General features: G+C 60.6%; 24 protein-coding genes. 18 read left to right on the top strand and 6 right to left on the bottom strand.

The annotated features are described in order from the left end of the window. Positions 1-85: 85 nt before the first annotated feature. Positions 86-1,141 (bottom strand): AraC family transcriptional regulator, encoded by a 1,056-nt coding sequence (locus FF098_RS16415; protein WP_155142583.1) that lies wholly within the window; start codon positions 1,139-1,141, stop codon positions 86-88. 248 nt (positions 1,142-1,389) lie between these two features. Here FF098_RS16415 and FF098_RS16410 point away from each other — a divergent pair, with 248 nt between their 5' ends. The 9 genes from FF098_RS16410 (at position 1,390) to ptsN (ending at position 8,638) form a co-directional block, all read left to right on the top strand. Next, a complete protein-coding gene (locus tag FF098_RS16410) occupies positions 1,390-2,109 on the top strand; it encodes an isochorismatase family protein (RefSeq protein ID WP_373291501.1) in 720 nt (239 codons plus the stop codon). Between the two features lie 155 nt (positions 2,110-2,264). After that, positions 2,265-2,750 carry a YHS domain-containing (seleno)protein gene (locus FF098_RS16405; RefSeq protein ID WP_205967547.1) on the top strand — a complete coding sequence of 162 codons (486 nt, stop codon included), beginning with the start codon at positions 2,265-2,267 and terminating at the stop codon, positions 2,748-2,750. Positions 2,751-2,872: 122 nt separating this feature from the next. Then, the gene (locus FF098_RS16400; RefSeq protein ID WP_166426600.1) at positions 2,873-3,487 is read left to right on the top strand and encodes a ribonuclease D; all 615 of its coding nucleotides are present in this window, start codon (positions 2,873-2,875) and stop codon (positions 3,485-3,487) included. Positions 3,488-3,634: 147 nt separating this feature from the next. Beyond that, positions 3,635-4,342: an LPS export ABC transporter periplasmic protein LptC gene (gene lptC, locus FF098_RS16395; RefSeq protein WP_166426599.1), complete on the top strand. Its 708-nt coding sequence runs from the start codon at positions 3,635-3,637 to the stop codon at positions 4,340-4,342. Positions 4,343-4,380: 38 nt separating this feature from the next. Continuing rightward, positions 4,381-4,908: an LptA/OstA family protein gene (locus FF098_RS16390; protein ID WP_166426598.1), complete on the top strand. Its 528-nt coding sequence runs from the start codon at positions 4,381-4,383 to the stop codon at positions 4,906-4,908. A 79-nt stretch (positions 4,909-4,987) separates the two neighbouring features. Then, a complete protein-coding gene (gene lptB, locus FF098_RS16385; RefSeq protein WP_155142577.1) occupies positions 4,988-5,752 on the top strand; it encodes an LPS export ABC transporter ATP-binding protein in 765 nt (254 codons plus the stop codon). A gap of 57 nt (positions 5,753-5,809) precedes the next feature. Beyond that, positions 5,810-7,330, top strand: coding sequence for an RNA polymerase factor sigma-54 (gene rpoN / locus FF098_RS16380; protein WP_166426597.1), 1,521 nt, complete (start codon positions 5,810-5,812; stop codon positions 7,328-7,330). Between the two features lie 99 nt (positions 7,331-7,429). Continuing rightward, on the top strand, positions 7,430-8,020 hold the full coding sequence (gene hpf / locus FF098_RS16375) for a ribosome hibernation-promoting factor, HPF/YfiA family (protein ID WP_155142575.1): 591 nt from the start codon (positions 7,430-7,432) through the stop codon (positions 8,018-8,020). Between the two features lie 150 nt (positions 8,021-8,170). Next, on the top strand, positions 8,171-8,638 hold the full coding sequence (gene ptsN / locus FF098_RS16370; RefSeq protein ID WP_155142574.1) for a PTS IIA-like nitrogen regulatory protein PtsN: 468 nt from the start codon (positions 8,171-8,173) through the stop codon (positions 8,636-8,638). Between the two features lie 48 nt (positions 8,639-8,686). Here ptsN and FF098_RS16365 read toward each other — a convergent pair whose 3' ends face one another. Both FF098_RS16365 and FF098_RS16360 read right to left on the bottom strand, forming a co-directional pair. Next, positions 8,687-8,971: a DUF1150 family protein gene (locus FF098_RS16365; RefSeq protein ID WP_205967545.1), complete on the bottom strand. Its 285-nt coding sequence runs from the start codon at positions 8,969-8,971 to the stop codon at positions 8,687-8,689. Positions 8,972-9,217: 246 nt separating this feature from the next. Further along, the gene (locus tag FF098_RS16360) at positions 9,218-10,018 is read right to left on the bottom strand and encodes an undecaprenyl-diphosphate phosphatase (RefSeq protein WP_155142572.1); all 801 of its coding nucleotides are present in this window, start codon (positions 10,016-10,018) and stop codon (positions 9,218-9,220) included. A 208-nt stretch (positions 10,019-10,226) separates the two neighbouring features. Here FF098_RS16360 and FF098_RS16355 point away from each other — a divergent pair, with 208 nt between their 5' ends. The 3 genes from FF098_RS16355 (at position 10,227) to FF098_RS16345 (ending at position 14,904) form a co-directional block, all read left to right on the top strand. Further along, positions 10,227-10,829: a polysaccharide biosynthesis/export family protein gene (locus tag FF098_RS16355; RefSeq protein ID WP_155142570.1), complete on the top strand. Its 603-nt coding sequence runs from the start codon at positions 10,227-10,229 to the stop codon at positions 10,827-10,829. 235 nt (positions 10,830-11,064) lie between these two features. Beyond that, positions 11,065-12,366, top strand: a complete 1,302-nt coding sequence (locus FF098_RS16350) for an outer membrane beta-barrel protein (protein WP_155142568.1) — start codon at positions 11,065-11,067, stop codon at positions 12,364-12,366. A gap of 114 nt (positions 12,367-12,480) precedes the next feature. Then, a complete protein-coding gene (locus FF098_RS16345) occupies positions 12,481-14,904 on the top strand; it encodes a GumC family protein (protein WP_155142566.1) in 2,424 nt (807 codons plus the stop codon). Between the two features lie 15 nt (positions 14,905-14,919). Here FF098_RS16345 and FF098_RS16340 read toward each other — a convergent pair whose 3' ends face one another. Then, entirely contained in the window at positions 14,920-16,221 is a 1,302-nt protein-coding gene (locus FF098_RS16340; protein WP_155142564.1) for an O-antigen ligase family protein, read from the bottom strand. A 123-nt stretch (positions 16,222-16,344) separates the two neighbouring features. Between FF098_RS16340 and FF098_RS16335 the strand changes: the two genes are divergently transcribed. Genes FF098_RS16335 through FF098_RS16325 form a run of 3 tightly spaced genes read left to right on the top strand, consistent with a single transcriptional unit; the run spans position 16,345 to position 19,407 of the window. Next, positions 16,345-17,373: a glycosyltransferase family 2 protein gene (locus tag FF098_RS16335; RefSeq protein ID WP_155142562.1), complete on the top strand. Its 1,029-nt coding sequence runs from the start codon at positions 16,345-16,347 to the stop codon at positions 17,371-17,373. Continuing rightward, complete coding sequence (locus FF098_RS16330) at positions 17,348-18,502, top strand: glycosyltransferase (RefSeq protein WP_155142560.1); 1,155 nt, start codon at positions 17,348-17,350, stop codon at positions 18,500-18,502. Before FF098_RS16335 ends, FF098_RS16330 begins: the two co-directional genes overlap by 26 nt. After that, positions 18,499-19,407, top strand: coding sequence for a glycosyltransferase family 2 protein (locus tag FF098_RS16325; protein WP_155142558.1), 909 nt, complete (start codon positions 18,499-18,501; stop codon positions 19,405-19,407). Before FF098_RS16330 ends, FF098_RS16325 begins: the two co-directional genes overlap by 4 nt. Positions 19,408-19,409: 2 nt before the next feature. Here FF098_RS16325 and FF098_RS16320 read toward each other — a convergent pair whose 3' ends face one another. Further along, positions 19,410-20,096 (bottom strand): sugar transferase, encoded by a 687-nt coding sequence (locus FF098_RS16320; RefSeq protein ID WP_155142556.1) that lies wholly within the window; start codon positions 20,094-20,096, stop codon positions 19,410-19,412. Between the two features lie 227 nt (positions 20,097-20,323). On the opposite strand from FF098_RS16320, the gene FF098_RS16315 reads away from it, so the two are divergent. Further along, the gene (locus FF098_RS16315; protein WP_155142553.1) at positions 20,324-21,625 is read left to right on the top strand and encodes an O-antigen ligase family protein; all 1,302 of its coding nucleotides are present in this window, start codon (positions 20,324-20,326) and stop codon (positions 21,623-21,625) included. On the opposite strand, the gene FF098_RS16310 is transcribed toward FF098_RS16315, so the two are convergent. Then, the gene (locus FF098_RS16310; protein ID WP_155142551.1) at positions 21,622-22,221 is read right to left on the bottom strand and encodes a hypothetical protein; all 600 of its coding nucleotides are present in this window, start codon (positions 22,219-22,221) and stop codon (positions 21,622-21,624) included. The genes FF098_RS16315 and FF098_RS16310 overlap by 4 nt on opposite strands. Positions 22,222-22,435: 214 nt before the next feature. On the opposite strand from FF098_RS16310, the gene FF098_RS16305 reads away from it, so the two are divergent. Together FF098_RS16305 and FF098_RS16300 are read left to right on the top strand one after the other, a co-directional pair. After that, a complete protein-coding gene (locus tag FF098_RS16305) occupies positions 22,436-22,702 on the top strand; it encodes a hypothetical protein (RefSeq protein WP_155142548.1) in 267 nt (88 codons plus the stop codon). A 113-nt stretch (positions 22,703-22,815) separates the two neighbouring features. After that, positions 22,816-24,081 carry a glucuronyl esterase domain-containing protein gene (locus tag FF098_RS16300; protein WP_155142547.1) on the top strand — a complete coding sequence of 422 codons (1,266 nt, stop codon included), beginning with the start codon at positions 22,816-22,818 and terminating at the stop codon, positions 24,079-24,081.

Raw genomic sequence — 24,081 nt, 5'->3', positions numbered from 1 at the left:
TGATGCCGCGGCAGCGGCCAGTTCCTCTCACGATTTCATTCGTCCGACCGACCAGCAGCGCCCGTGACGCATCTTCATCCGCTGCCTACTCCGCCCTTGTTTCCTGCATATTGGCCATCTCGCGGGGTATGACGCTTGCGCCCGCCAGCACTTCCTCGCGATAGGCGCGGGGCGTCTGGCCGAAACAGCGCTTGAAGGCGCGGGTGAAGGCGCTCTGGTCTGAAAAGCCGGCGAGATAGGCGATCTCCGCCAGCGAATAGCGCGTATTGGCAAGCAGCTTGCGGGTGAGCCGCCGGCGTGCTTCGTCGATCAGGTCCTGAAAGGTCAGGCCGCGTTCGGACAGGCGCCGTTGAAGGGTGCGGCTGCCGATATTCAGCCGGTCGGCGATCTGCTGCAGGGTCGGCACGCCGTTGCTGAGCACGTTGGCGATCTCGACGACGACCTGGCGGTCGACAAAATCCGTGTCCTGCCTGTCGGGGAAAATCTCCTGCAGGTGGCTGGAGAAGAACCGCCAGATGCTTTCATCGCCGATGGTGTTGGGCGCATCGAACTGGCTGGCAGTGAATACGAGCGCGTCGCGCTCCGCGCCATAGCGGACGGGACAGCCGAAATAGGCCTCGACCGCCCCGGTCGTGCCGATGGGCTGGTGGCGAAATTCTACGCCCTCGGGCGCAAAATCCGGGCTCGTCGCTTCACGGCACAGGCTGATGAAGGTGCCGAGCGCCGCCTCTGTCGACAAGCGAGAGCCGAGCCGTGGTGGCGTTGCGGCCACATGGGTCCAGCGGATCAGCTCGCCGTCCTCTTCCTGCAGGAAAGCGGCGATCTTGTTGTACTGACGGGAGTATCGGTCCATGCGCGAGAATGAATGACGCAAGGTCGGTGCGGATTTCCAGGCAAGGCCGACGGCGCCATATTCCTCGCAGCGCATCGAGGCGGAGGTGCGCATGTGAAAGCCCACATCAGGGGCTTCCCGCGCGGCCAGCGCTTCCAGCAAGGCAAAATAATCCGAACTGTCGATCGTGGCGGACGGATCTGAACAGCCCGGCTCCAGCCCGACCAGCGCGTAAAGCTCGGCGGCGTCTGCGAGGCCCTGCGCCTGCTCGATATTCTTTCTGACAAAAAAACTCGATATCTGCGGCAAGTTCTCTCCCCCTTTGCCATCCCGAATATTCGTGCCCTGGAGGCAAGATTGCAGCTTTGGCGCCCTGCGTCAAAACTCTGGCACCGCCGGTCAATACGGTTGGGGTCCCCGTCGACTAGCGTGGGTCTCGTTGGAAGCAACCAAGGAGCAACGAGACCATGACCACCATGCCAACCATCAGAACCGCCGTGCTGGCGTCGAGCGCCGTTCTCGCGGCCGCCTTCATCCAGGTTTCAGCCGAGAGCGAAATGTCCCGTGCCGTCACGGCAAAATCGCCGCCCGTCAATGACGGCCTGCCGATGCCGGGCTTCGACATAACCCGCGCCGATACGGCGATTGTCATCACCGATCCGCAAAACGACTTCCTCTCGCCCGACGGCGTGACCTGGGCTGTCGTCGGCAAGAACGTGACCGACAACGGCACGGTCGAAAATCTCGAGGCGCTGTTTGCCGTCGCCGACGACACCGGCATGCCGCTGTTCGTGTCGCCGCATTACTACTTCACCCACGATCATCGCTGGCAGTTCGAAGGCACGCTGGAAACGCTGATGCATGCGATCGGCATGTTCGACCGGCCCCATGCGTTGTCGCTGGAAGGCTTCGAGGGTTCCGGCGCCGACTGGCTGGAGCGCTACAAGCCCTTCATCAACAATGGCCGCACGGTCGTCACCAGTCCGCACAAGGCCTATGGTCCGGAGACGAATGACCTTGTCCTGCAATTGCGCAAGGCCGGAATCTCGAAAGTCATTCTCGCAGGCATGTCATCCAATCTGTGTACGGAATCCCATATGCGCGAGCTGGTCGAGCAGGGTTTCGATGTCATGGTCGTCACCGATGCGATAGCCGGCGCCATCACCGAGCATTATGACGGTTATCAGGCCTCGCTGACGAATTTCCGCATGATCGCCAGCGCCGTCGACAACACCGCCAACACGGTAAAGGCGATCCGCCACGCGTGGCGCGGCTGACCCGATCACCGTTCGGCCATCCTGCCCCGCCCATGGATGGCTGCTGCCCTGGTCCCGGCAGGCCCCACCACGAATGCCTGCCGGGGTCAATTCCAGACGATCCGTACAGAGTTTTTACCCCGCCACTATTGGCTCAACCTGAAAGGAATACCGACATGAACAAGAACACGATCAGCATTGCAGCGATTGCCATCGCCCTGTGCACCGTCACGACGCAGGCTATTGCCGAAGACGAATACAACGTCTCCACCGGCGCTACGCTGGAGGGCAAGCCCCTCGGCGTGCATGGTGTCGATACCGTCGCCCTGTCGACCTATAACGCTGTTGCCGAGGGTAATGCCCGCCACACGGTCGTGGAGGACGGTGTCGCCTATTACTTTGCCTCCGAGGAAACAGCCCGCCTGTTCAAGGCCAATCCGGGCAAGTACATACCGCAATATGGCGGGTTCTGTGCCTATGCCGTGGCGCTGGGCAAGAAACTCGACGGCGATCCGTATTTTGCCGATATCGAGGACGGCAAGCTCTATCTGTTCGTCAATGCCGATGTCTTCGAGAAGTACAAGAAGAACAAGGCCAAGATCCTGCGCGACGCCGAGAAGATGTGGCCGTCGATCAAGCACAAGGCAGTCGAGGATCTCTAGCCACAGTGGCCGGACCCCAAGGGTCCGGCCGTTTCTGCCGGGTGAGTTTGCCCAAAGACATTGACCATCGTCCGCCCGCGCACTAGCACAGCAAGTCGAAACGATATGAGGAGCGACGCGCCGTGACCATCCACCTGCACAAGGGCGACCTGCCTGCTGATGTGACTTTTTCCGGCTCTGTCGCGGTCGATTCAGAAACGCTGGGCCTCAATCCGCTGCGCGACAAGCTTTGCCTGGTGCAGGTATCGGCAGGCGACGGCGACGCCCATCTCGTCCAGCTCGACCGTGAGACGTATGACGCGCCGAACCTTAAGACGCTGCTCGCCGACCCGGCCATTGAGAAGATCTTCCACTTCGCCCGGTTCGATGTCGCGGTTTTCCGTCATTACCTGGGGGTGAAGACGACACCGATCTTCTGCACCAAGATCGCCTCCAAGCTGGTACGCACCTATACCGACCGTCATGGCCTGAAGGACGTGACCCGCGAGCTTGCCGGTATCGAGCTGTCCAAGCAGCAGCAATCCTCCGACTGGGGCGCAACGACCTTGTCCGATGCACAGAAGGATTATGCCGCGTCAGACGTTCTTTACCTGCATGAGGTGAAAGCGCGGCTGGAAGACATGCTGACCCGGGAAGGTCGCACGCCCCTGGCGAAGGCCTGTTTCGATTTCCTGCCGACACGGGCAGCGCTCGATCTGGCTGGATGGGCTGAAAGCGATATCTTTGCGCATTCGTAACCCTATGGGCCGAATTCTGCCTTAAATTATGGTCAGTTATGATGAAAATGCTGCCCAGTGCGTATAAATGTGTGCTTTAGTTTGTTATGCACTGCACAATGATTTAGGTGCGAATTGAGTGTGGATCAGGAACCTATGGGCCCGTCCTTGAAAAAAACCGATCTCCCCGAGCGCCGCTGCTCCAGGCGGCAGGCGCGCCGCCATAGTGCGCTCGTACGCACTGCCCGCCTCGTGCTGCCGGTCTTTATCGTGGGCATCGCCTCGACCTACGTCGTGATGGCGACACCGCAGACCGTGGATCGCACTTTCGCCAACCAGTTCGAAAATCTCGATATGGCGACCGAGGACATGCGCCTCGACAAGCCGCGCTTCGTCGGCGAGGACGCTGCCGGCCGGACCTTCGAGTTGCTGGCAGCGGCGGCCAAGCAGAGCCCGGATGCGCCTGATCTGGTTGCACTCGACAATCCGGAAGCCTTCAAGGATCTGGGCGACCAGGGCCGCGAATATATCAAGGCGCTGGAAGGCCTTTACAGTGCCGAGAACAAGACTGTCGACCTGCGCAACAATGTCCAGATCCACCAGGGTATCGGCTCAGATGATTTCGAGCTGACGACCGAGACGGGCAAGATCGCCCTGGAAGACCGCACCTTCTCTTCCGATGTGCAGGTCTTCGGCAAAAGCTCGCAGGGCACGATTTCGGCGGAGGGCATGACGGCCTATCGCGATGAAGACAAGGTTGTCTTCCGTAATGCGCATATGCGGTATAATGTAAGCGAAGAAACTGAAGAGACTGACAGCCCGGAAGAGAATGACGATACCGGCAATGTCCCTTCGGATGACGGGGATTCAGAATGATGACGGCTACTCGCTGTTTGAGAGAGGGGAATAAGCACATGTTTTCACGTTTCAGGGCAGCAGGCCGTCTCGGTCTCGTTTCCGCGCTGATACCGGCCCTGATGATGGGCACGGCTGCGGCGCAGTTCTCGCAGAACTCCAATGCGCCGATCGACATCACGGGCGCACAGTTCGAGGCCTTCCAGAATGAGGATTATGCCCTCTGGACCGGTGACGTTCAGGTGGTGCAGGGCGAGGTTATCCTGACCGCGCCCCAGCTTAAGATCTATGGCATCGGTGGTGGCCGTTTCAACCGCGTCGATGCAACGGGCGGCATCCGCTATACCAATGGTCTCGAGGCCATCTCCGGTGACAGGGCTGTCTATCGCAAGGAAAACGAGACTATCGTCGTCACTGGCAATGTCGTTGTGGTTCAGGGCCGTCAGGTCATGACCGGTCAGCAGATGACCTATTATCTCGACACAGGCAAGATTGTCTTCAACAAGGAGACCAAGGCCCGCGTGCGCGGTGTCTTCTTTACCGAAGACAATGCCCCTTCAAACTCGGGGCCGGCAACTGAGGGCTAGCAACTGAGGGCTGACTGCCTTATCACCGCATCACCCCATAATAATAAGACAGGTTGACTGCACAATGCCGGATGGTGCCATGAGCGATACCGAAACAGCGAGCGAGACCGAAACCGGGACCGAAAAGGGCCTGGTTGCAACGAACCTGCAGAAATCCTATCGCCGCCGTGCCGTCGTCCATGGGGTCAACCTGACCGTCCAGCGCGGCGAAGTCGTTGGCCTGCTCGGCCCGAACGGTGCCGGCAAGACCACCTGTTTCTACATGATGACCGGCCTTGCGCCGGTCGATCGCGGCAAGATCTATATCGACGGCTTCGATGTCACCAAGCTGCCCATGTATCAGCGGGCCCGGCTCGGCATCGGGTATCTGCCTCAGGAAGCGTCGATCTTTCGCGGCATGACGGTTGAGCAGAACCTGCGCGCCGTCGTCGAGCTGGTCTTCAAGGACGGCAAGGAGCGCGACCAGCTGATCACGCGCCTGCTTCAGGAATTCAAGATCGAGCATCTGCGCAAGTCTCCTGCCCTGGCGCTGTCCGGGGGTGAGCGGCGGCGTCTGGAAATTGCCCGCGCCCTGGCGACAGGCCCTGAATTCATGCTGCTCGACGAGCCGTTCGCCGGTATCGACCCGCTCGCCATCGCCGATATCCGCGAACTGGTGGCCGAGCTGAAGAATCGCGGCATCGGCGTGCTGATCACTGACCACAATGTCCGCGAGACGCTGGAGATCATCGACCGCGCCTATATCATCCACCAGGGTGAGGTGCTGGCCGAGGGCACGCCTGACGAAATTATCGTCAATGAAGATGTGCGCCGCGTTTATCTTGGAGAAACCTTCGCCATGTAGAGTGTCTCCTGAAGTCGGGCCAATCGCGGCCTTGCATGGATGGAATAACGGGGACACGTGGCGCTTTCACCCAAACTGGAGATGCGGCAGGGCCAGCAGCTGGTGATGACACCCCAGCTGCAGCAGGCGATCAAGCTGTTGCAACTGACCAATCTGGAGCTGCAGGAGTTCGTCGAGACCCAGCTGCTTGAGAATCCGTTCCTCGAACGCGATGAGCGGGCCAGCAAGCCCGAACGCGGCGATGGCTCTGTCACTCGTGACGAGGGCGACGGCAAGTCCGCCGATAGCGAGCTTTCCTTCGATAACGGCCATTCCAGCCAGGCCGACCAGTCCATTGACAGCGACTATGACAGTGTCGACCCGGATGCCTCCCGCGCCGAAAAGCTGGAAACCCAGCGTGCCGATTCAAGCCTGACCGACTGGTCCAGCGCCGGCCAGCGCCAGACTGGCGATTTCTCCGATCTCGACAGCGCCGCAAACATCTCCCGTGAAAAGAGCCTGCATGATCACCTGACCGACCAGCTGATGCTGGCGACGCGTGATGAAGTAGAGCGGTTGATCGGAGCGCATCTGATCGACATGATCGACGAAGGCGGCTATCTGCGTGCCGATATCCAGGAAGTGGCGGATCGGCTTGGCATCTCCCATCAGGATGTGCGCCGGGTGCTGACCTATATTCAGGGCTTCGAGCCTGCCGGTGTTGGTGCCCGCAACTTGCAGGAATGCCTGAAATTGCAGTTGATCGACCGCGGCCGGTTCGATGGCGAGATGGCAAGGTTCCTGGAGAACCTGCACCTGCTGGGCGCTGCTGACCGCATCGGCTTGCACCGGGCGACCGGTCTGGGTGAGCCGCGCATCAACCAGCTGATTACCGAAGTCCGCTCGCTGACACCGAAGCCAGGCTACGCCTTTGGCCGCGACGAAATGCAGGTGGTCATTCCTGACGTGATCGTCACCGAGGGCGATGATGGCGGCTGGCGGGTTGAACTGAACACGGAGACCTTGCCGAAGGTCCTCGCTAACCGGCAGTATTTTGCCAGGTTGAGCACGGACCGGAAGCTGCAGGAAAACGACAAGACCTATCTGTCCGAACAGATGGCGAGTGCCAACTGGCTGGTAAAAAGTCTCGACCAGCGTGCCCGGACGATCCTCAAGGTCTCCTCCGAAATTATCCGCAAGCAGGATGCTTTCCTCGTGCAGGGGGTGCGGTATCTGAGACCGCTCAACCTGAAGGCGGTGGCCGAGGCAATCTCGATGCATGAATCGACCGTGTCCCGTGTCACGGCAAACAAGTATATCGAGACGCCCCGCGGCATATTCGAGCTGAAATATTTCTTCACGGCCTCGATCGCGGCGGCGACAGGCGAGGTGACATACTCTGCCGAGGCCGTACGCTATCGCATCAAGGAGCTGATCGATGCCGAGGAGCCGGACGCGATCCTGTCCGATGACCGCATCGTGGAGCTGCTGAAGATCGAAAACATCGATATTGCCCGCCGTACCGTGGCAAAATATCGCGAGGCGATGCACATCCCGTCATCAGTTCAGCGCCGCCGAATCAAGAAACAGGCGATCTAGGTTCCTATATATACAGGGTGAACTACGCGACTGCCTCGAATGTTTTGCGATGGCAGGTCCTTGAAATATATTATACTTATAAACAGAAGGAGCACTCCCATGGACGTACAGATCACCGGCAAGGGCATTGAACTCGGCGAAGCGTTGCAGACCCATGTACAGGACCGGATATCCAGCGGTGTGCATAAATATTTCGAGCGTCCGGCAGAGGCGCAGGTCACCTTCGCGCGCGACGGCTCGTCGATCCGCTGCGAGACGACGGCTCACCTGGCCTCCGGCGTGTTTCTGAACGCCCAGGGCGATGCCCACGACGCTTATGGTGCCTTTGACGACGCGCTGGAGAAGCTGGAAAAACGCGTTCGCCGCTACAAGCGCCGCCTGAAGGACCATCATGCCAATGGCAAGGACCCGTTGCCGGCGGAATCGACCCCTTCCTATATCCTGCAGCCGCTCGAGGCAGATGAGGAAGAGGATAATGGCCTGAACGGCGAAGACCCGCACCCGGTCATTATCGCCGAAAGCACCACCAAACTGCGCACAATGACTGTCGGTACGGCGGTCTTGCAGCTCGATCTGGCCGACCAGCCGGTCATTGTGTTCAAGAATGCCGCCAACGGTCGTATCAGCGTGGTGTATCGCCGCGCGGACAGCAATATCGGGTGGATTGACACAGGCAGGGATGAGGCGTAAACGCCCCACCCTCATGCCGATAGTGAGCAATACAAAATGATTTGAGCCAACGTGCCGCTGGAATTTTTTTTCCATCGGCACAGTTCTGGCATCGAAGGCAGGATAACGCATCAGGCAGTGGATCTACCCTGCTTGGAGGTTTGAGTAAGAATGAGTGAAATCAAGTGTATGCTGGCGCCTGACCATGTCATGGTCGATCTTCATGCCAACTGCAAACGCGAGGCACTGACGCTGCTGGCCCAGAAAGCCAGCAAGCTGACAGGCATTTCCGCTGAAACCATCCTCGACACACTGATCGCCCGCGAAAAGCTGGGCTCGACCGGTGTCGGCGGTGGCGTCGCGATTCCTCATGGCAAATTCGCCGATCTCGAGGACATGGTCGGCATTGTCGCCAGGCTGGCCAAGCCTGTCGATTTCGATGCGGTTGATGACCAGCCTGTCGACCTCCTGTTCATGCTGCTGGCACCGGAAAGCGCCAACGCCATGCACCTGAAAAGCCTGTCCAAGGTCGCGCGCCTGATGCGCAGCGACGAAGTTCGTGCCGCCATGCGCGGCGCCTCGTCCGACGATGCGCTGTTTGCGATCGTTATCGAACAGGAAAAACCCCGCGCTGCATGACGCGGGGTTTCCTGGAACTCTTCTGATTTGTCGAGTAGCTATTGCCGGTCAGTGTACACTGACCGGTGTCATCTCGTTCTGGCGGGCCGCAGCGAAAGCCAGATCACGGTCACCGGCAAGGGCGAGGCGCACGCCATCCGCCGCGTGCAGGGCATAAAGCACGGTCTCGTCGGTAATCTGGGCGGTGATCTGCTGATCTTCCTCGTCGGACAGGTCATCCATGACGTCGCGGGCAATGACCGGCTTGACGTAGACAAGGTTGCTGGAGCCGAACTCGGCAAAGGCCTGATGGCTCATGTCACGCATATCATCGGTGTTCTTATCGGTTCTCATCTCACAAGCTCCTTTCACCCCGGCGCATACGACATAAACAGTCGGGAACGCCGCAACGATGCGAGTGCGCTCCTCACAGTTCAGTGACTGACTTCTTGTAAAGGCCCAACGACTGTTGCAGAGACTGTACCAGAGAATTTCTAGCAAACCGTAAAGGCTGGTCAGGATCACTGTGATGCCTGGAGGCGGACGCAACGTCTATATGGTCAATATAGTGTAACTATATAACATTGCAAGTGTGCTGTTCTAGATCAGTGCAACCGCAATGAGAATCGCCCCGACTATCAGCCTATAGATGACGAAAGGCGTAAAGCTCATCCGCTCTGTCATCTTCATGAACAGGTAGATCGCCGCATATCCGGCAAGGAAGGACAGGATGACCACGATGACGGCATCCGTCGCGGTGGCTGTCGCCTCGCCACCGAGAATGTCGAGAAAAACGACTGCGCCGGAAATCAGGATCGCCGGTATCGACAGGAGCATGGAGAAGCGGGCAGCTTCAGGACGTGACATGCCGAGGAAACGGGCAGCGGTGATGGTCACGCCGGACCGGCTGGCGCCGGGAATGACGGCGAGTGCTTGGGCAAGGCCAATCAGCACCACCTTGCGGATCGACAGCGTGTTGTCGGCGGGTTCCGGCTTGGGCCTGTCCGCAATCCACAACAGGATGCCGAAACCGATAAAGGCCATGCCGATAATCAGCGGGTCGCGCAGCAGCCATGTCGCATCCAGCACGAACAACAGACCGCCAGCGATGACGAGGGGGATCGTGGCGAGCGCCAGCAGCAGGAACAGCGTACGCTCCTGGCTGTCGCGAAAGCGCAGCGTGTCTATGCCACCGGTCACCAGCTGGCCGGTCTCCTTGCGGAAATAGATCATCACCGCGCCGAGTGTGCCGACATGGGCCGCGATGTCGATCAGCGGCCCCTGGTCCTGCCAGCCGGGCACGAGGTAATGTGCCAGGACGAGATGGGCCGAGGAGGAGACAGGGATGAATTCCGTCAGGCCCTGGATGATGGCGAGGATGATCAGCTGAAGGATGGGCATGGGCGCATTCTACTTTTTGGCTTTTATCTTGTTGTTGGACTGCTTCAGGCGGGAGCCGGCACCCTCGCGATCCCCGATGGCATCATTATGGCGCTGGCAGGCTTCTTGCGTGGCTGGATGACCAGACAGCGAGACCTTAGCCGGTAACCATTTAAGCCTTTGTTTAGCGTGTCCGGCTTAACCTGTCCTGAATAAAGGAGAATGATCCATGCGAGCCCTGATTTCCGTCTTCATCGCCATGTTCATGCTTGCCGCCTGCCAGTCTTCACCGGTTCCGCCCGCACAAGGCCCTGCCACGGCACAGCCAGCAGTAGCAGCACAGGACATCGGCGCATCGGACCATGGCTCGCTTGACGATTACAGGCTCGGCTCCGGCGACAAGCTGCGTGTCATCGTTTTCGAAGAAGAGGGGCTTTCCGGCGAATTCCAGGTCGATGGCTCCGGTCTCGTCTCCATGCCGCTGGTCGGCGAAATACGTGCCGCTGGACAGACCGTGCGCCAGTTCGAGGTAGCCGTGGAGGATTCGCTTCGTGGCGCCTATCTGCGCGACCCGCGCGTCAGTGCCGAAGTGCTGGATTTCCGCCCTTACTATATCCTCGGCGAGGTCAACCGCCCGGGGACCTATCCATATATTTCCGGGCTGACGGTGCTGAACGCCGTCGCCACGGCAGAGGGCTTCACCTATCGCGCCAACCAGCGCAACGTCTATATCCGCCGCGCCGGCGAAGGTGAGGAACAGCGCTATCCGCTGAGCTCGACCACCCAGGTCAATCCGGGCGATACGATCAGGATCGGCGAGCGTATCTTCTGATCCTGACGGCAAAACGGCCACCGAAACCATACAGTGCATTGTAACGATCTGATTTCATGAATTCTTTCGTGATTAACAGATCGTTATATCCTCAGCGACTAGAGTGATTTCGCCTAATAGATGTCATCAGGCATCCCGTTTGCACGTCTACCGGTATCGATGATCCGGATTGTGCCAAAATGGCCAAGGATGGCCGGACGGATTGCCTGCAAAATGACCCGGAGGGGTAAAGAGTATGTCCAGTGCGAAACATTTACTGACCGGCCTTGTCGTTCTTGGTGCCATGGTGGCGACTGATAGCGCGATGGCCGAGTCCCTGTTCACCCGCGACCGCAATGTCAGCGTCCTGCAACGCGAACGGCCTGAATATGACGCGCCGGGCATCCGTGCCGGCAGCTTCATCATCAAGCCTAAGGTCGACCTGATGGCCGGTTACTCCGACAACGTCTTCGCCGTCAGCGAGGATGTCAGCCCGGAATTCGGCGATCGCGACGATTACTATTTCATCCTGCGCCCGAGCGCGCGCGTCGCCAGTGACTGGAACCGCCACTCGTTGTCAGGTGGTACCTATGTCGAAGCCTGGAAGCATGACAGGTTCGACGAGAACAATGTCGTCAATTACGGCGTCTTCGCCGATGGCCGCCTTGACGTTCGTCGCCAGATGGCCCTCGTTGCCGGCGGCAGCTATGACCTGCTCCATGAAGGCCGCAAGGCGACCAACACTGCCTTCCTGTCCGTCGACCCGGTCGAGTATGAGCGCTCGTCCGTCTATGGCGGGATCGAGCACGAGCTTGGCCGCATCCGCTATCGCGGCCGCCTGAATTATCGCAATTTCGATTTCAAGGACGCCGAGGACTTCGTCACCGGTGCCGAACTCGACCAGGATTTCCGTGACCGTGAGGAGACATCGGTTCTCCTGCAGGCTGGCTATGCCGTGACCCGCGACTCTTCGGTCTTCCTGCGCGGTACGTATACGGAGCGTAGTTACGACACCCTGACGCCAGCCGGCCTTAACCGTGACTCGCAAGGTTACACCATCTCTGCCGGTGTCGATTTCGACATCACCCGCCTTGCCCGTGGCTCTGTCGCCGTCGGCTATCTGCAGGAAGAGTTTGACGATGCAGCGCTGGAGACGATTGACGGCCTGAGTATCGATGGCGCGGTCGAGTGGTTCCCGACCGAAACCCTGACCGCCCGCCTGCAGGCTTCGCGCGCCGTTCGCGCCTCGGCCCTTCAGGAAACCGGTGGCTATATAGCCAGCGACATCACTGCAGGCCTCGATTACGAGTTGCGCCGAAACATCATCCTGTCGGCGACGGCAGGCTATGGCGAGAGCGACTATCAGGATATCGACCGTACCGAGGAGCGCTATGGCATCAACCTCGCCGGTCAGTACCTGATCAATCGCTATCTCAGTACCAAGCTGGAATACACCTACGAGCAACAGGAAGTCGACAATGCCGCCGCGGCACCGTCCTTCTTCCTGCGTGACTACGAAACCAACGAAATCCTCCTGACCCTGACGGCCCAGCGCTAAGGGCTGCCGGTCGGTGGACTGAAACAGCACCGGCGGGACGCCCGATCGCGCCCGCCGGCATACACCTCCCCCGGTGGGGCATGGAACGCCCCGCGTACGGAAACAGGAAAAGACATGGATTCTCGTCGCGTCGTTCACGATTTTCAGGAAGCCCGCACAGGCGGTGTCGATTTCGACGGTGAAACAGCACCGGGCCGTATCCGCCGCGATATTCCCCAGGACACTGCCAGACAGGATACTGGCCGCAACGAGCAACCGCAGAGCTGGCAATCCACACGGCAGGACGCGCCACCACAGCAGCCGGCATATGCTCCGTATCCGGCCTACCAGCAAAATTTCCAGCAGCCATCGGACAACGCGCTGATCGACCTGCCGCTCTTATGGGCGATCTTCCGCCGCCGCCTCGGCCTGTTCCTGGGCGGGGCGATTACGGTTCTTGCCCTCGTCATGATCTTCACCTGGCAGATCACCCCGAAATATGCTGCTCATGCGACGGTCGTCATCGATCCGCGCCAGAAACAGGTGCTGGATTATTCGGCGATGATTTCCGGCCTGCCGGCGGATTCCGCCTCGGTCGATACCGAAGTGCAGCTGATCAAGTCGCGCGCTATCGCCGAGCGCGTGACGGAAAAGCTGGAGCTCTATAACGATCCTGAATTCAACCCTGCTGCAGGTGCCGAGGCTGGCCAGTCAAGCGGTGGCATCAAGGCCTTCATCAAGGGGCTGATGCCGGGACAGGTCGAGAAGGAAGCCGTCGATCCGGTGATCGCAGAGCGTCTTGAACGCGAAGGCACGGTCAACGCCGTCATGGGCAAGCTATCGGCGTCGCGCTCCGGCCTGACCTACATGATCGATATCGGCTATGTCAGTACCGATCCGGCCAAGGCCGCTGAAATCGCCAATGCCTTTGCCGACCAGTATCTTGTCCACCAGCTCGAAGCAAAGTTCGATTTCATCCAGCGCAACCGCGATACGCTGAACGAGAAACGTGCCCAGTATCAGGACGAAGTGCGCGCCGCCGAGGCGAAAGTGGAGGCGTATCGTGAGGAGAACGGCCTGTTCGAATCCGAAGGTGCCAGCCTGACAGAGCAGCAGATTTCCGATCTCAACGCCCAGCTGATCGATCAGCGGGCTGATCTTGCCGAAGCCCGCGCAAGGCTCAACGCCGTTCGCAACGAGATCGACAATGGCCGCGGTGCCGATACGATCACGGAGGTGCTGGGCTCGCAAGTCATCAGCCAGTTGCGCGCGGAGATGGCGAGCCTGTCGCGCCGCAAGTCGGAACTCGCCACCCGCTACGGCCCGGAATGGCCGGAAATGCAGAAGATCGAGCGCGAGGAAGCCGACCTGCAGAGCCAGATCGATCAGGAAATCACCCGCATCGTCGCGTCGATCCAGAACGAGGTCGAGATCGCCCGCCAGCGCGTCGCGGCGCTGGAAGGCTCCCTGTCCGGCATGCGCGGCGAACTGGCGACCAACAACAAGGCGCTCGTCGAGTTGCGCGAACTGGAGCGCGAAGCCGAGGCGACACGCGAATTCTACGAACAGATCCTCTCGCGCACCAAGCAGGTCAGCGAGCAGGAAGCCCTGACCGAGGCCGATGCCTCGATCGCCTCTCTCGCCACGATCCCGCGTGCACCGGCCTATCCCAACAAATCGCTGAACATGATGCTGGGTCTCGTGATGGGCGGCGCCTTCGGCCTGTTCCTCATCGTGCTAGCCGAGGTGTTCGACAATGGCATCCGCACGGGTGAGGATATCGAGCGGGTTCTCGGTACCCAGATGATCACCACGGTCCCGTCGATCAGCAGTGGTATCTTTGCTGCCAAGGCCGCGGGGATGAAGCCCGAAGACTATCTTGTCGAGCGGCCCATGTCCGCCTTTGCCGAGGCTTATCGCACGATCCGCTCCAACATCCTGATCAACCGCGATTATGGCCGTCCGCGCGTCGTTGCGCTGTCATCCGCCGTGTCGGGCGAGGGCAAGACGGTGTCTGCCATGTGCCTTGGCCGCATCTGCGCGATTTCGGGCGACAAGGTGCTGGTCATCGATTGCGACGTACGCCGTCATATACTGTCCGGTAATGTCAGCGAGACCGATGCCGGCCTGATGGAAGTGCTGACCGGCAAGGCGAAACTGCGCGACGCGATCCAGAAGGACCCGCGCGTCAACATGCATGTCCTGCCTGTTTCCGGCGAGGAGCCCGGAAAGGAAGACGTGTTCAACACCAATGCCTTCCGCTCGATGATCAACATGCTGAAGACCAAATATGACCTGATCATCCTCGATACCGCACCGGTCAACGCCGTTGCCGACACGCGCACGGTGATCGATACCGCGGACATTGCCATGCTGGTCGTGCGCTGGCGCAAGACGCCGGTGCGCGCATCGAAAGCCGCGATGAAGGTGCTGACCAAGCTGAAGACCCCACTGCTGGGGGCGATCCTGACGCAGGTCGATACCAAGGCGCAGGGCGCCTATGGCTATGATGGCAGCTATGGCTATTACGCCACCCACCAGAAATACTATCACGACTGATTAAGTTGGTAGCCGTCAAACGGCTTTGCCGCCGCGTTCGACCTGGTCGCGGATGGCGAGGAACACGCCTGTCCATAATGTGACCATGGACAGCGACAGGAACAGGAACATCTCCGACTCCGTCTGCGACCGGGCGAGGATCACCGCCAGCATGGCGATGAAGAACCCGTCGACGGCCCGCTGATTGCGCCACCAGTGGATGACCAGCGTGTAGAGGGCGATGGCCATCACGGTGAGGTACAGCGTCAGCCCGACATAGCCGGTGTGCACCGTGACTTCATAATAGACATTGTGGAAGTTGAAGTGGTTGTCCGGGCTGTCGCCGAACATGCCGACGATCTGGCGGGCCTGGCCGACACCCGGTCGCCAGAAGGCGTCTGCGCCGACACCTAGGACAGGATGCTCATCTATGATGACCTCCGCCCGGTCCCAGATCGCGGTGCGGCCGGTCAGCGATGAATCCTTGCCCAGCTTTTCCAGCGCGTATGTCCACGGATCGACCTGGCTGAAAGTCGACAGGGCGAGCACGCCTGCGGCAGCAACGAAGATGCCACCGGCAACAAACATGGTGCGCAGGCCGCGCACGGCAGCAGCCGGGCGCCAGACACCCCCGATTGTCGCAGCGCCTGCGCAGCCAAGTGCCATCAGCACGATGGCTGTCGCCGACTGGGCGTTGAACACGAAGAAAGCCCCGAGACCGAGCGTCGGCAGGGCGGCAAGCCGCCAGATTTTCTCATAGCGGTGATCGAGCAGGATGACGACGGCGGCGATCATCATCGCCACCATGTGCCCGCCGAGAACGTTCTTGTGCGGATAAAGCCCGAGAATCGCCCAGCCGCCATTCAGGCCACCGACATAGGTCTGTTCCATGAAGAGGAGGCTGGCGATGGCGATCAGCAGCTTCGCCAGCATCAGTGCCACGACGATCTGGCGATGGTCGAGACGCACCGCCATCAGCGCGGCGGTAACGAGGGCGAGGGCGGTGAAGATCGAAAAGCGGATCGTCTCGAAGGTAAACGCGCTCCACAATACCGAGATGAGGCAGAACGCCGGGATGAGAAAGAACACCCAGCCGCGGCGCAGGACAGGCACGAGGTCGCGCCAGGCGAGAACGGCAAGGCCAAGGACCAGCGCCAGTAGCGGCAAGCGCAGGAAGGCAAGCTCTGTGAATTCAACCGGGATGGCGAGAAAGATAGCGATGGCAAGCGCCTCGTCGATCATCGACCCACGCCCGGCCTGAAGACGGGAGGACAGAAGCCGCTGCCCCGGCATCAGGGCCATGTTGCGGATCGTATTGGGCGTGGTCGGCAAGGGCATGCAGCTCGTCTTTGCGAAAGGTCAGATCACAGTGTGCCAAGCCCGCGTTAAGGGATGGTTTACCGCTTTTGCTCTTTTGCCGGTTTAACGTGGCGGCAAGACAGTGCTGCTAGATTTCCCGCCATGGATGGATCCGCGATACTGACCGATGAAAAGCCGCGCGCGGCGCTCGCCCGCCGCATCGTCGTTGCCGTGCCCGTGCTGAACGAGGCGCGGGCGATCGAGGCGTGCCTGCGATCCCTGCTGGAAGGCGAGGACGCGCTGGCAAATGTTGCGCTGGTCGTCGCAGATGGCGGCAGCACCGACGGGACGCAGGAGATCGTGAAGAGGCTGGCAGAAGAGTTTCCCAATATCAGCCTGATCGACAATCCGGGCCGGTTGCAGTCTGCCGGTGTGAATGCCGTTGCTCGCACCGCCGGGGAGGGCCGCGACATCCTCGTGCGCTGCGATGCCCATGCTGACTATCCGCAAGGCTACGTCATCACCGTCGCGGAGGCGATGGAGAAAAGGGGTTCGGACAGCCTGGTCGTGCCGATGGATGCGGTGGGGCAGGGTTGTTTCCAGGCGGCCAATGCGTGGATCGTGGATACGCCGCTCGGCTCCGGCGGGTCGGCCCATCGCGGCGGTACCCAGTCAGGCTATGTTGACCATGGCCACCACGCCGCCATGCGGCTGGACCGGTTCCTGTCGCTCGGCGGCTATGACGAGAGTTTCAGCCATAACGAAGACGCCGAGTTTGATGCCCGCCTGCGCAAAAGTGGCGGCACGATCTGGCTCGACGCGACAATCCGTATCCGGTATTTCCCGCGCGATACCATCGTCGGTCTGTGGCGGCAATATTCCGGCTATGGCCGGGGCCGCGCCCGTAATGTCTTGAAGAACAGGGAACGACCGCGCTTGCGCCAGATGATCCCGGTCTTGAATATTATCCTGCTAGCGCTGTCCGTGCTGATCCTGCCGTTTACATGGCTCGGCCTCGTCTGGCCGTCAGCCTATCTGACGCTGCTTACCGGGACATCGCTTGTCATGCCGGTTCTCAAGAAATCTCTCTGCGGCCTGTGGTGCGGGCCGGTTCTGGGCGTGATGCACACCGCATGGGGGCTCGGCTTCCTGCGCCAGGTTTTCCATGCCTATCGCAACGGAGACCTCTGACATGCGGATCGCCTATTTCGGCCATGATACTTACGATGCCGCGATTACCCGGCGGGTGCGCTCGCTGACGGCGGCCGGCCATGAGGTCACAGGGCTGATGATGCGCCGAGGCGACGTCAATGACGTGCCATGGGAAAATGTCGATCTCGGGCGCACCCATGATGCGGCCTATGTGCAGCGCCTGCGCTCGATCTGGAAGGGGGCTGAGATTGCTGCCAGCCATGGTCAGGTGCTGCGTGATGCGGATGTGATCATCGCCCGCAATCTCGACATGATGATCTGCGCCAGCCTCGCCACGCGGCGTGCCGGGGCGCAGGCACCGCTGGTCTATGAGTGTCTCGATGTGCATCACATGCTGACCGCGTCCGGGCCGGCGGCGCCAATGCTGCGGAGGATGGAACGCTCGCTGCTGCGCCAGTCGAGCCTGCTGGTCATTTCTTCACCTGCCTTCGAGCGCGATTATTTCGCCCGGCACCATGGCGGTGCGTATACGCCGTTTTTGCTGGAAAATCGCATCGCCGCGGGCAGTCTGCCGCCGCGTCCTGAAGGTTTGCCGGGCGGTGGTGAACGCTTGATACTGGGCTGGTTCGGCGTGCTGCGCTGCCGCCGGTCCCTTGCCATGATGGTGAAGATCGCGCGGGACATGCCGCAGGTGAAAATCCATATTGCGGGCAAGCCTGTCATCGACGGGTTCGAAAAGGCGCTGGAAGGGATCGGCAATATCCGTTTCACCGGTGCCTATCGCGGGCCGGATGATCTGCCCGGCCTCTATGGCAGCGTCGACCTCGTCTGGGCCGGTGATTTCTATCAGGCCGATTTCAATTCAAAGGCGCTGTTGCCAAACCGTGTCTATGAAGGCGGCTATTTCGGTGTGCCCGCCATTGCGCCGGAGGGGACGGAAACCGCCCGCTGGCTGGCGCGGCATTGCACCGGCTTTGCCGTTGATGACCCTGTGGAAATGTCCGTGCCCGCCCTTTTGGAAAGGCTGGACAATGATCGTGCAGCACTGGCCGAGGCCAAGCGCACGGTGTTGGCCCTGCCAGATGATATTTTTGTCGAGCCGGTGGACATGATGGACCGGATGCTTGACGCTGCGCTCTCTGCAAGTGAGGTGAAGGCCGCATCATGACCGCCATCGATATCTGTATCCCTACCTTCCGGCGGCCCAGCCTTGAAAAAACGGTTCTCTCTGTTGCGGCACAGGAAATCGACCCTGAAGTCAGCCTGCGTATCATCATCGCCGACAATGACGAGAAGCCGAGCGCAGAGCCGCTCGCCATCGCCCTATCCGCACGGATCGAGACGCCGATCATCTATGTCCACGCCCCGGCGCGGAATATCTCCGTCGCGCGCAATGCCTGCCTCGAGGCTGCGACAGGCGATTTTGTCGCTTTCATTGATGATGACGAGACGGCCGCGCCGGACTGGCTCGGGCAGTTGCTGCGAGTGGCCCGGCATGGGCCCTTCGATGCGGTCTTCGGCCCGTCCATCGCCCGCTACAAGCCTGAAGACCCTGCATGGATCGTGGCGCGGGACTATCATTCGAATATTCCGCTCGCCCGTGACGGCGTCGTCGAGACCGGGCACACCAGCAATGCGCTGATCAGGCGGGGTGCGCCTGCCTTTGAAAGCCTAAAGTTCGATATCGCCAAGGGCCTTTCCGGCGGGGAAGATACGGACTATTTTTTCCGTGCCTGGCGCGCCGGCGCGTCCATGGGTATCGCCCCGGCAGCGATGGTGTTCGAGCCCGTCGAGCCGTCACGGCTTAGCTATGAATGGTTGTCGAAACGCAAGTTCAGAGCTGGCCAGAGCTATGGCTATCACGCCCGCGAGGATGGCGGCAGGCGGGCCATGATCGCCGGGTCGGCGGTCAAGACCGTCTTGTGTTATGCCGTTGCAGGACTTTGCTTCTGGTCGGAAGAAAAGAGAAATTTCTGGGCGCTGCGCGGCACGTTCCATGCCGGTGTCGTCTCGACCCTGTTCAAGGTCCGCGAAGAAGCTCTATACGCCGACGCCGGTAAACAGACTTCCTGAGCCTAGCAGGCACCATCGAAGCTGAGTACCGCCGGAACCGTCTTTACCAGGATTTTCACATCACGGGCGAAGGTCCAGTCGCGGACATATTCCGCATCATAGATGACGCGTTCTTCATAGGTCAGGCGGTTGCGGCCATTGACCTGCCACATGCCGGTGATACCCGGGCGCGCGGCGTAATAATAGGCGAGAAGAGCACCGTAGCGGTCGAGTTCCTGCGTCGTTACCGGGCGCGGGCCGATCAGCGACATGTCGCCGCGCAGGATGTTGAACAGCTGCGGCAGTTCATCGAGGCTCGACTTGCGCAGGAAGCGGCCAATCGGCGTGATGCGCGGATCGTTCTTCAGCTTGCGGGTGCGGTGCCATTCTTCCCGGGCAGCCGGGTCGCGGGCGAGCAATTCTTCCAGCGCCTTGTCGGCATTGGTCCGCATGGTGCGGAACTTAAGGCACGGAAAAAGCCGGCCGCCCTGACCGCAGCGCTTGTGGCTGAACATGATCGGTCCGCCGTCCTGCAGCTTGATGATAACGGCAATGGCGAGCAGTAAAGGCAGGGTAAACAGGATCAGGCTGAGGGAGGTCGTATAGTCAAAGGCACGCTTGGCGAAGCCATCAATACCGGTAAAGGCAAATTCCACCCGGTCGTCGGCGATATCGAAAACGCTACCGTCGAAAGTCTTGATCTTGGTCATTACGCAACATCCGTCCCGTTCGCTTTGCCCCATACTGTGCAAGCGGCGTGCCATTTCCCGTACACGGAGTGCGGTACCCTTCTCATGCCCGTTATTGGCGGGAAAACAGGGTTAACAGCTCATCAAGCAAATTATGCGACGGTCGATCCTACACAGATAATGCTTAAAATTTGGCTCTCTGCCGGACAGATTCCGGTCCCGGCGAGGGCACTCGAGGCCAAAGCGTCATGAAGCTGTCGACCCATCTTGTCTTTCCGTTCGGGCTGATACTCCTCGTGCTGATCGGGGCGAGCCTGTTCTTCGGGGCTGACACGCCGCTGGCCGTGTATTTTTTTTCCGGTGTGCTGATGGTGATCGGTGCTGCCACGGTGACGTTGTCGCCGCGCTCCACCGTCACGCCGCCGATGATGATTGCCGCGGCATTGCTCATCGGGTTTCTCGTTCTCGATATTGTTACGGGTACGATCATCGGCGGCTTGCCGGGTTATGCCGGTCTCGCGGCGGCGGCGGCGGTGTTCCTTACCGCCCGAACGATTGCGCTGAACTCCGACAATGTCGCGCCAGCATGGAGCTGGCTCATGTTTGCCTTCCTGCTACTGGCCGGCTGGGCGTTCTTCGACTTCGTCATCAACCCGGATACGATCCATGACCGGCCGCGCCCCTATCACCTCGGGCGCCTGTCGGCAGCCTTCCTGTCGGCGAACACGGCGGCGACGCTGTTCGGCACCGGCATGCTGGTGGCGATGACCGGGCTGTTGAAGGCCGTCCAGCGCACCGGCACGTTCCGGCCTATCGATCTGGTCGAGGGGCTGTTCCGTCATGGCACGCTCAGCCTTGTCAGCTTCCTGTTCTGTGCGGTCTGCCTTGTGCTGACTGCCTCGCGTGCCGGGATTGCCTTTGCGCTCGTCTGCTTGGTCATCCTCGTCGTCTGGCAGCTCGCGGCCCTGCGCCGCTCGCAGGCTCGCGCCACGGGAGAGACTAGTGGTAGCCTGAGCTGGCTGATCGCTGGCGGGATGGCGTTCATCGTGTTTGCCGCGATCACCGTCTTTGCGATGTCAGGCGACATGGCGGCGGAGAGGTATGGGGAACTGGGGCAAGACAGCAATATGCGCGCGGTGATGTTCGCGACCTATTGGGAGGCAAGCATGGCCCATCCGCTGCTCGGCAGCGGTTTCGACAGCTTCTCTAAGGTCAATGCCCGTGTCATGTCAGCCGACAATGCTGCGTTGCTGGCCGGGCAGGGGGCGGCGCATAATGTCTTCCTGCAATGGCTGTTGCAAAAGGGCTGGCTCGGCGCACTTGCGATGTTCGGCACGGTCGCGGTCATCTACTGGAAGATCTGGCAGGGTCTGGTCACGCGGCGTCGTCACAAGCTTTACCTGCGCGGTGTGCTGATGATCGCCCTGTTCGTCAGCCTGCATTCCATGGTCGATTATGCCGTGGAGATACCGGGCTTCATGTGGTGGTTCGCGCTGGTGCTTGGCCTGGGGGCCGGGATTGCCGCCGGCAGCAGCGCTGAGAGAACCTAGCCTGCAATAGCTTGACGGCTGGCGGGGCGGTCGATACCCGGCGTTGCTTCGCAGATCGGTTGCCAGATTTCCGGATACGGATTTTCCCGGCAGGTTTCCACCCGCCAGTCCCAGGTGACGTAGATCCCACCGATCACCGGCAGCTGGTCCAGCGTTGCCCGGCGGATATCGTCGGGCAGGGAACTCCAGGCCCGCGTCGCGAAATCGACCCGCCACGTCATTACCTGCGGATTGCCATAGGGGCTGACCTCATAGCTCTTGTAAATCGCGGCCATGCCGTCACGCGACAGGCGGCCATCATCGGCAAGGTCGATATAGGCAAGCCGGTTCCACGCGCTGACATTGTCAGGATCGAGCGACAGGGTCTTCAGGCTGGCGGTGCGGGCGAGGTCGAGATCGGCCGGCTCCAGCGGCTGGCGGGCCAGCGCAGCCTCTGCCAGCGCCTCATATCCGCGCACGGACGCGGGGGTGGAGACAGCAGCGGACAGGCTTGTAGCTGCCTCGGGACCCATGGCTGCGGCCTGCATCTCCGCATAGAAGCCGAAAAATGCCATGACGCCGGCCCCGGCAAAAAGGCTGGACATTGCGATTTTCATTGGTGTTTTCAGATGCTTGCGGGCCATTCACGCTGCCTTTGGCTGGTCATCATGACCAAGGCGTATATATCAATAGCTGTAAGGAGCGGTTAACATGCTCCAGATACAGGTAAAGGCGGGATGGTTGCGGGAACCTGCGGATCACCGCAATTGTTGTTATCCCGTTAAGGCCCTGTTTACGGAACTCACGCTAGCCTGCGGCCAGAGGTGACCTATGCCAAAGCGCGCGATAGAGACTGAGTACGAGACGAAAGAGGATCTTGGTGATGCCAGGTCCGCTGACGCCGCTCCGCTGAATGTGCGGGACGGTCTCGATTCTCCCGCGCGCCGCCTGCAGAACTATCTCGGCGATGAATTCCACGCAGACAGCGAAATTTCCGCCTCGCGCTGGTCGCCGCGCAGCACCGTCTTGTTCGTCGCTGCCACCTGCGGCGGTTTCTGGCTCGCAGTCTGGTGGATCGCTACCCGCCTCCTCGCCTGACCCCTCAACAGCACCTTCCTCAACGCTGAAATGCAAAAGGCTCTTTTCCGGGCCGCCTGAACGCTTATCTTGTGGTGAATGCATCCATCACCGAAGCAAGAGGGGCTGATCCCGTGACACGACCGATACTGGCCCTCCTGATCCTGCTGGCCACCAGCGGCTGCGTACGGCTGACCATGGCCTGGGCCGATCTTGACCCGTCAGAACGCGCGGAGGCATCCCCGCCGGTGCTGGAGATGCTGGATGGCGGTGGCACGGTGGCCAGCGCTGGCGAATGGCAGGCACAGCGGCCTGCCATCCGACAGGCGCTGGAAGAGAACGTCTATGGCACCTTCCCTACAGGGGGCGAGGCCCGGCTGGTCGAGCGCCGGGTCATCGATGACAATTATCTGGGCGGTCTTGCCGTGCTGGAGGACTGGGATATCGCCGTCACGGCGATCTATGGCGGCAAGCAGGCCGAGCCGGCCCTCCTTCATATGGCGGTGATGATCCCCGCTGCGAAGGCAAATGCGCCTGTGATCCTTATGGAAACCTTCTGCCGCAACCATAATACCTTTCCGGGTACGGATGTCTGGCGGCCCGAGGGTGACAGCATGTGCGATGGCGACGGCATCATGAACGATGTCATGAGCTATGTCTTTGGCCGGTATATCGCGACGCCGCCCCTGGAAGAGATCGCTCGTAACGGCTATGCCATCGCGGCATTCCATCCCGGCGATGTCGTGCCGGATGAAGCGGCCGCCGGGCAAGCTGCCCTGAACGACATGGCTGCGCCCATGACTGGCGACGGTGAACGCCCGGGGGCTATCGCTGCTTGGGGCTGGCTGTTCTCACGCGCTGTGGATGTTCTGGAGGCGGATGAGCGCCTTGCGGACAGCGCCATGATCAGCTGGGGGCATTCGCGCTATGGCAAGGCAGCGTTGGTTGGCGCGGCATGGGACGATCGCATAGACGGCGTCATTGCCCACCAGTCCGGCACGGGCGGTGCTGCCCTCAGCAAGGAAAAGGTGGGCGAGTCGGTTGGTCAGATTACCGACGGTTATCCGCACTGGTTTTCTGACAGCTATGCCGCTTATGCAGGCCGGGAGGGCGGGTTGCCCATCGACCAGCATCACCTGCTGGCGTTGATCGCTCCACGGCCGGTTTTTCTCGGCAATGCCCGCAGGGACGTCTGGTCCGATCCGGCGGGGACATTCCTGGCGGCACAGGGCGCTGATCCGGCATGGGAGCTGTTGGGCAGCGAAGGCCTTGAGCAGGAGACGCTGAGGTCATTCGATCCGCAAGCGGACATATCAGTTTTCATCCGGCCCGGGACCCATGGCATTACCGAGGAAGACTGGCCGGCCTTCCTTCAGTTTCTGGATGCCCACTTCAGGTGA

The organism is Aquisalinus luteolus (genome assembly GCF_009712425.2).
Classification (GTDB): Bacteria; Pseudomonadota; Alphaproteobacteria; order Caulobacterales; family Parvularculaceae; genus Aquisalinus; species Aquisalinus luteolus.
This window is presented reverse-complemented; position numbering and strand designations above follow the sequence as displayed.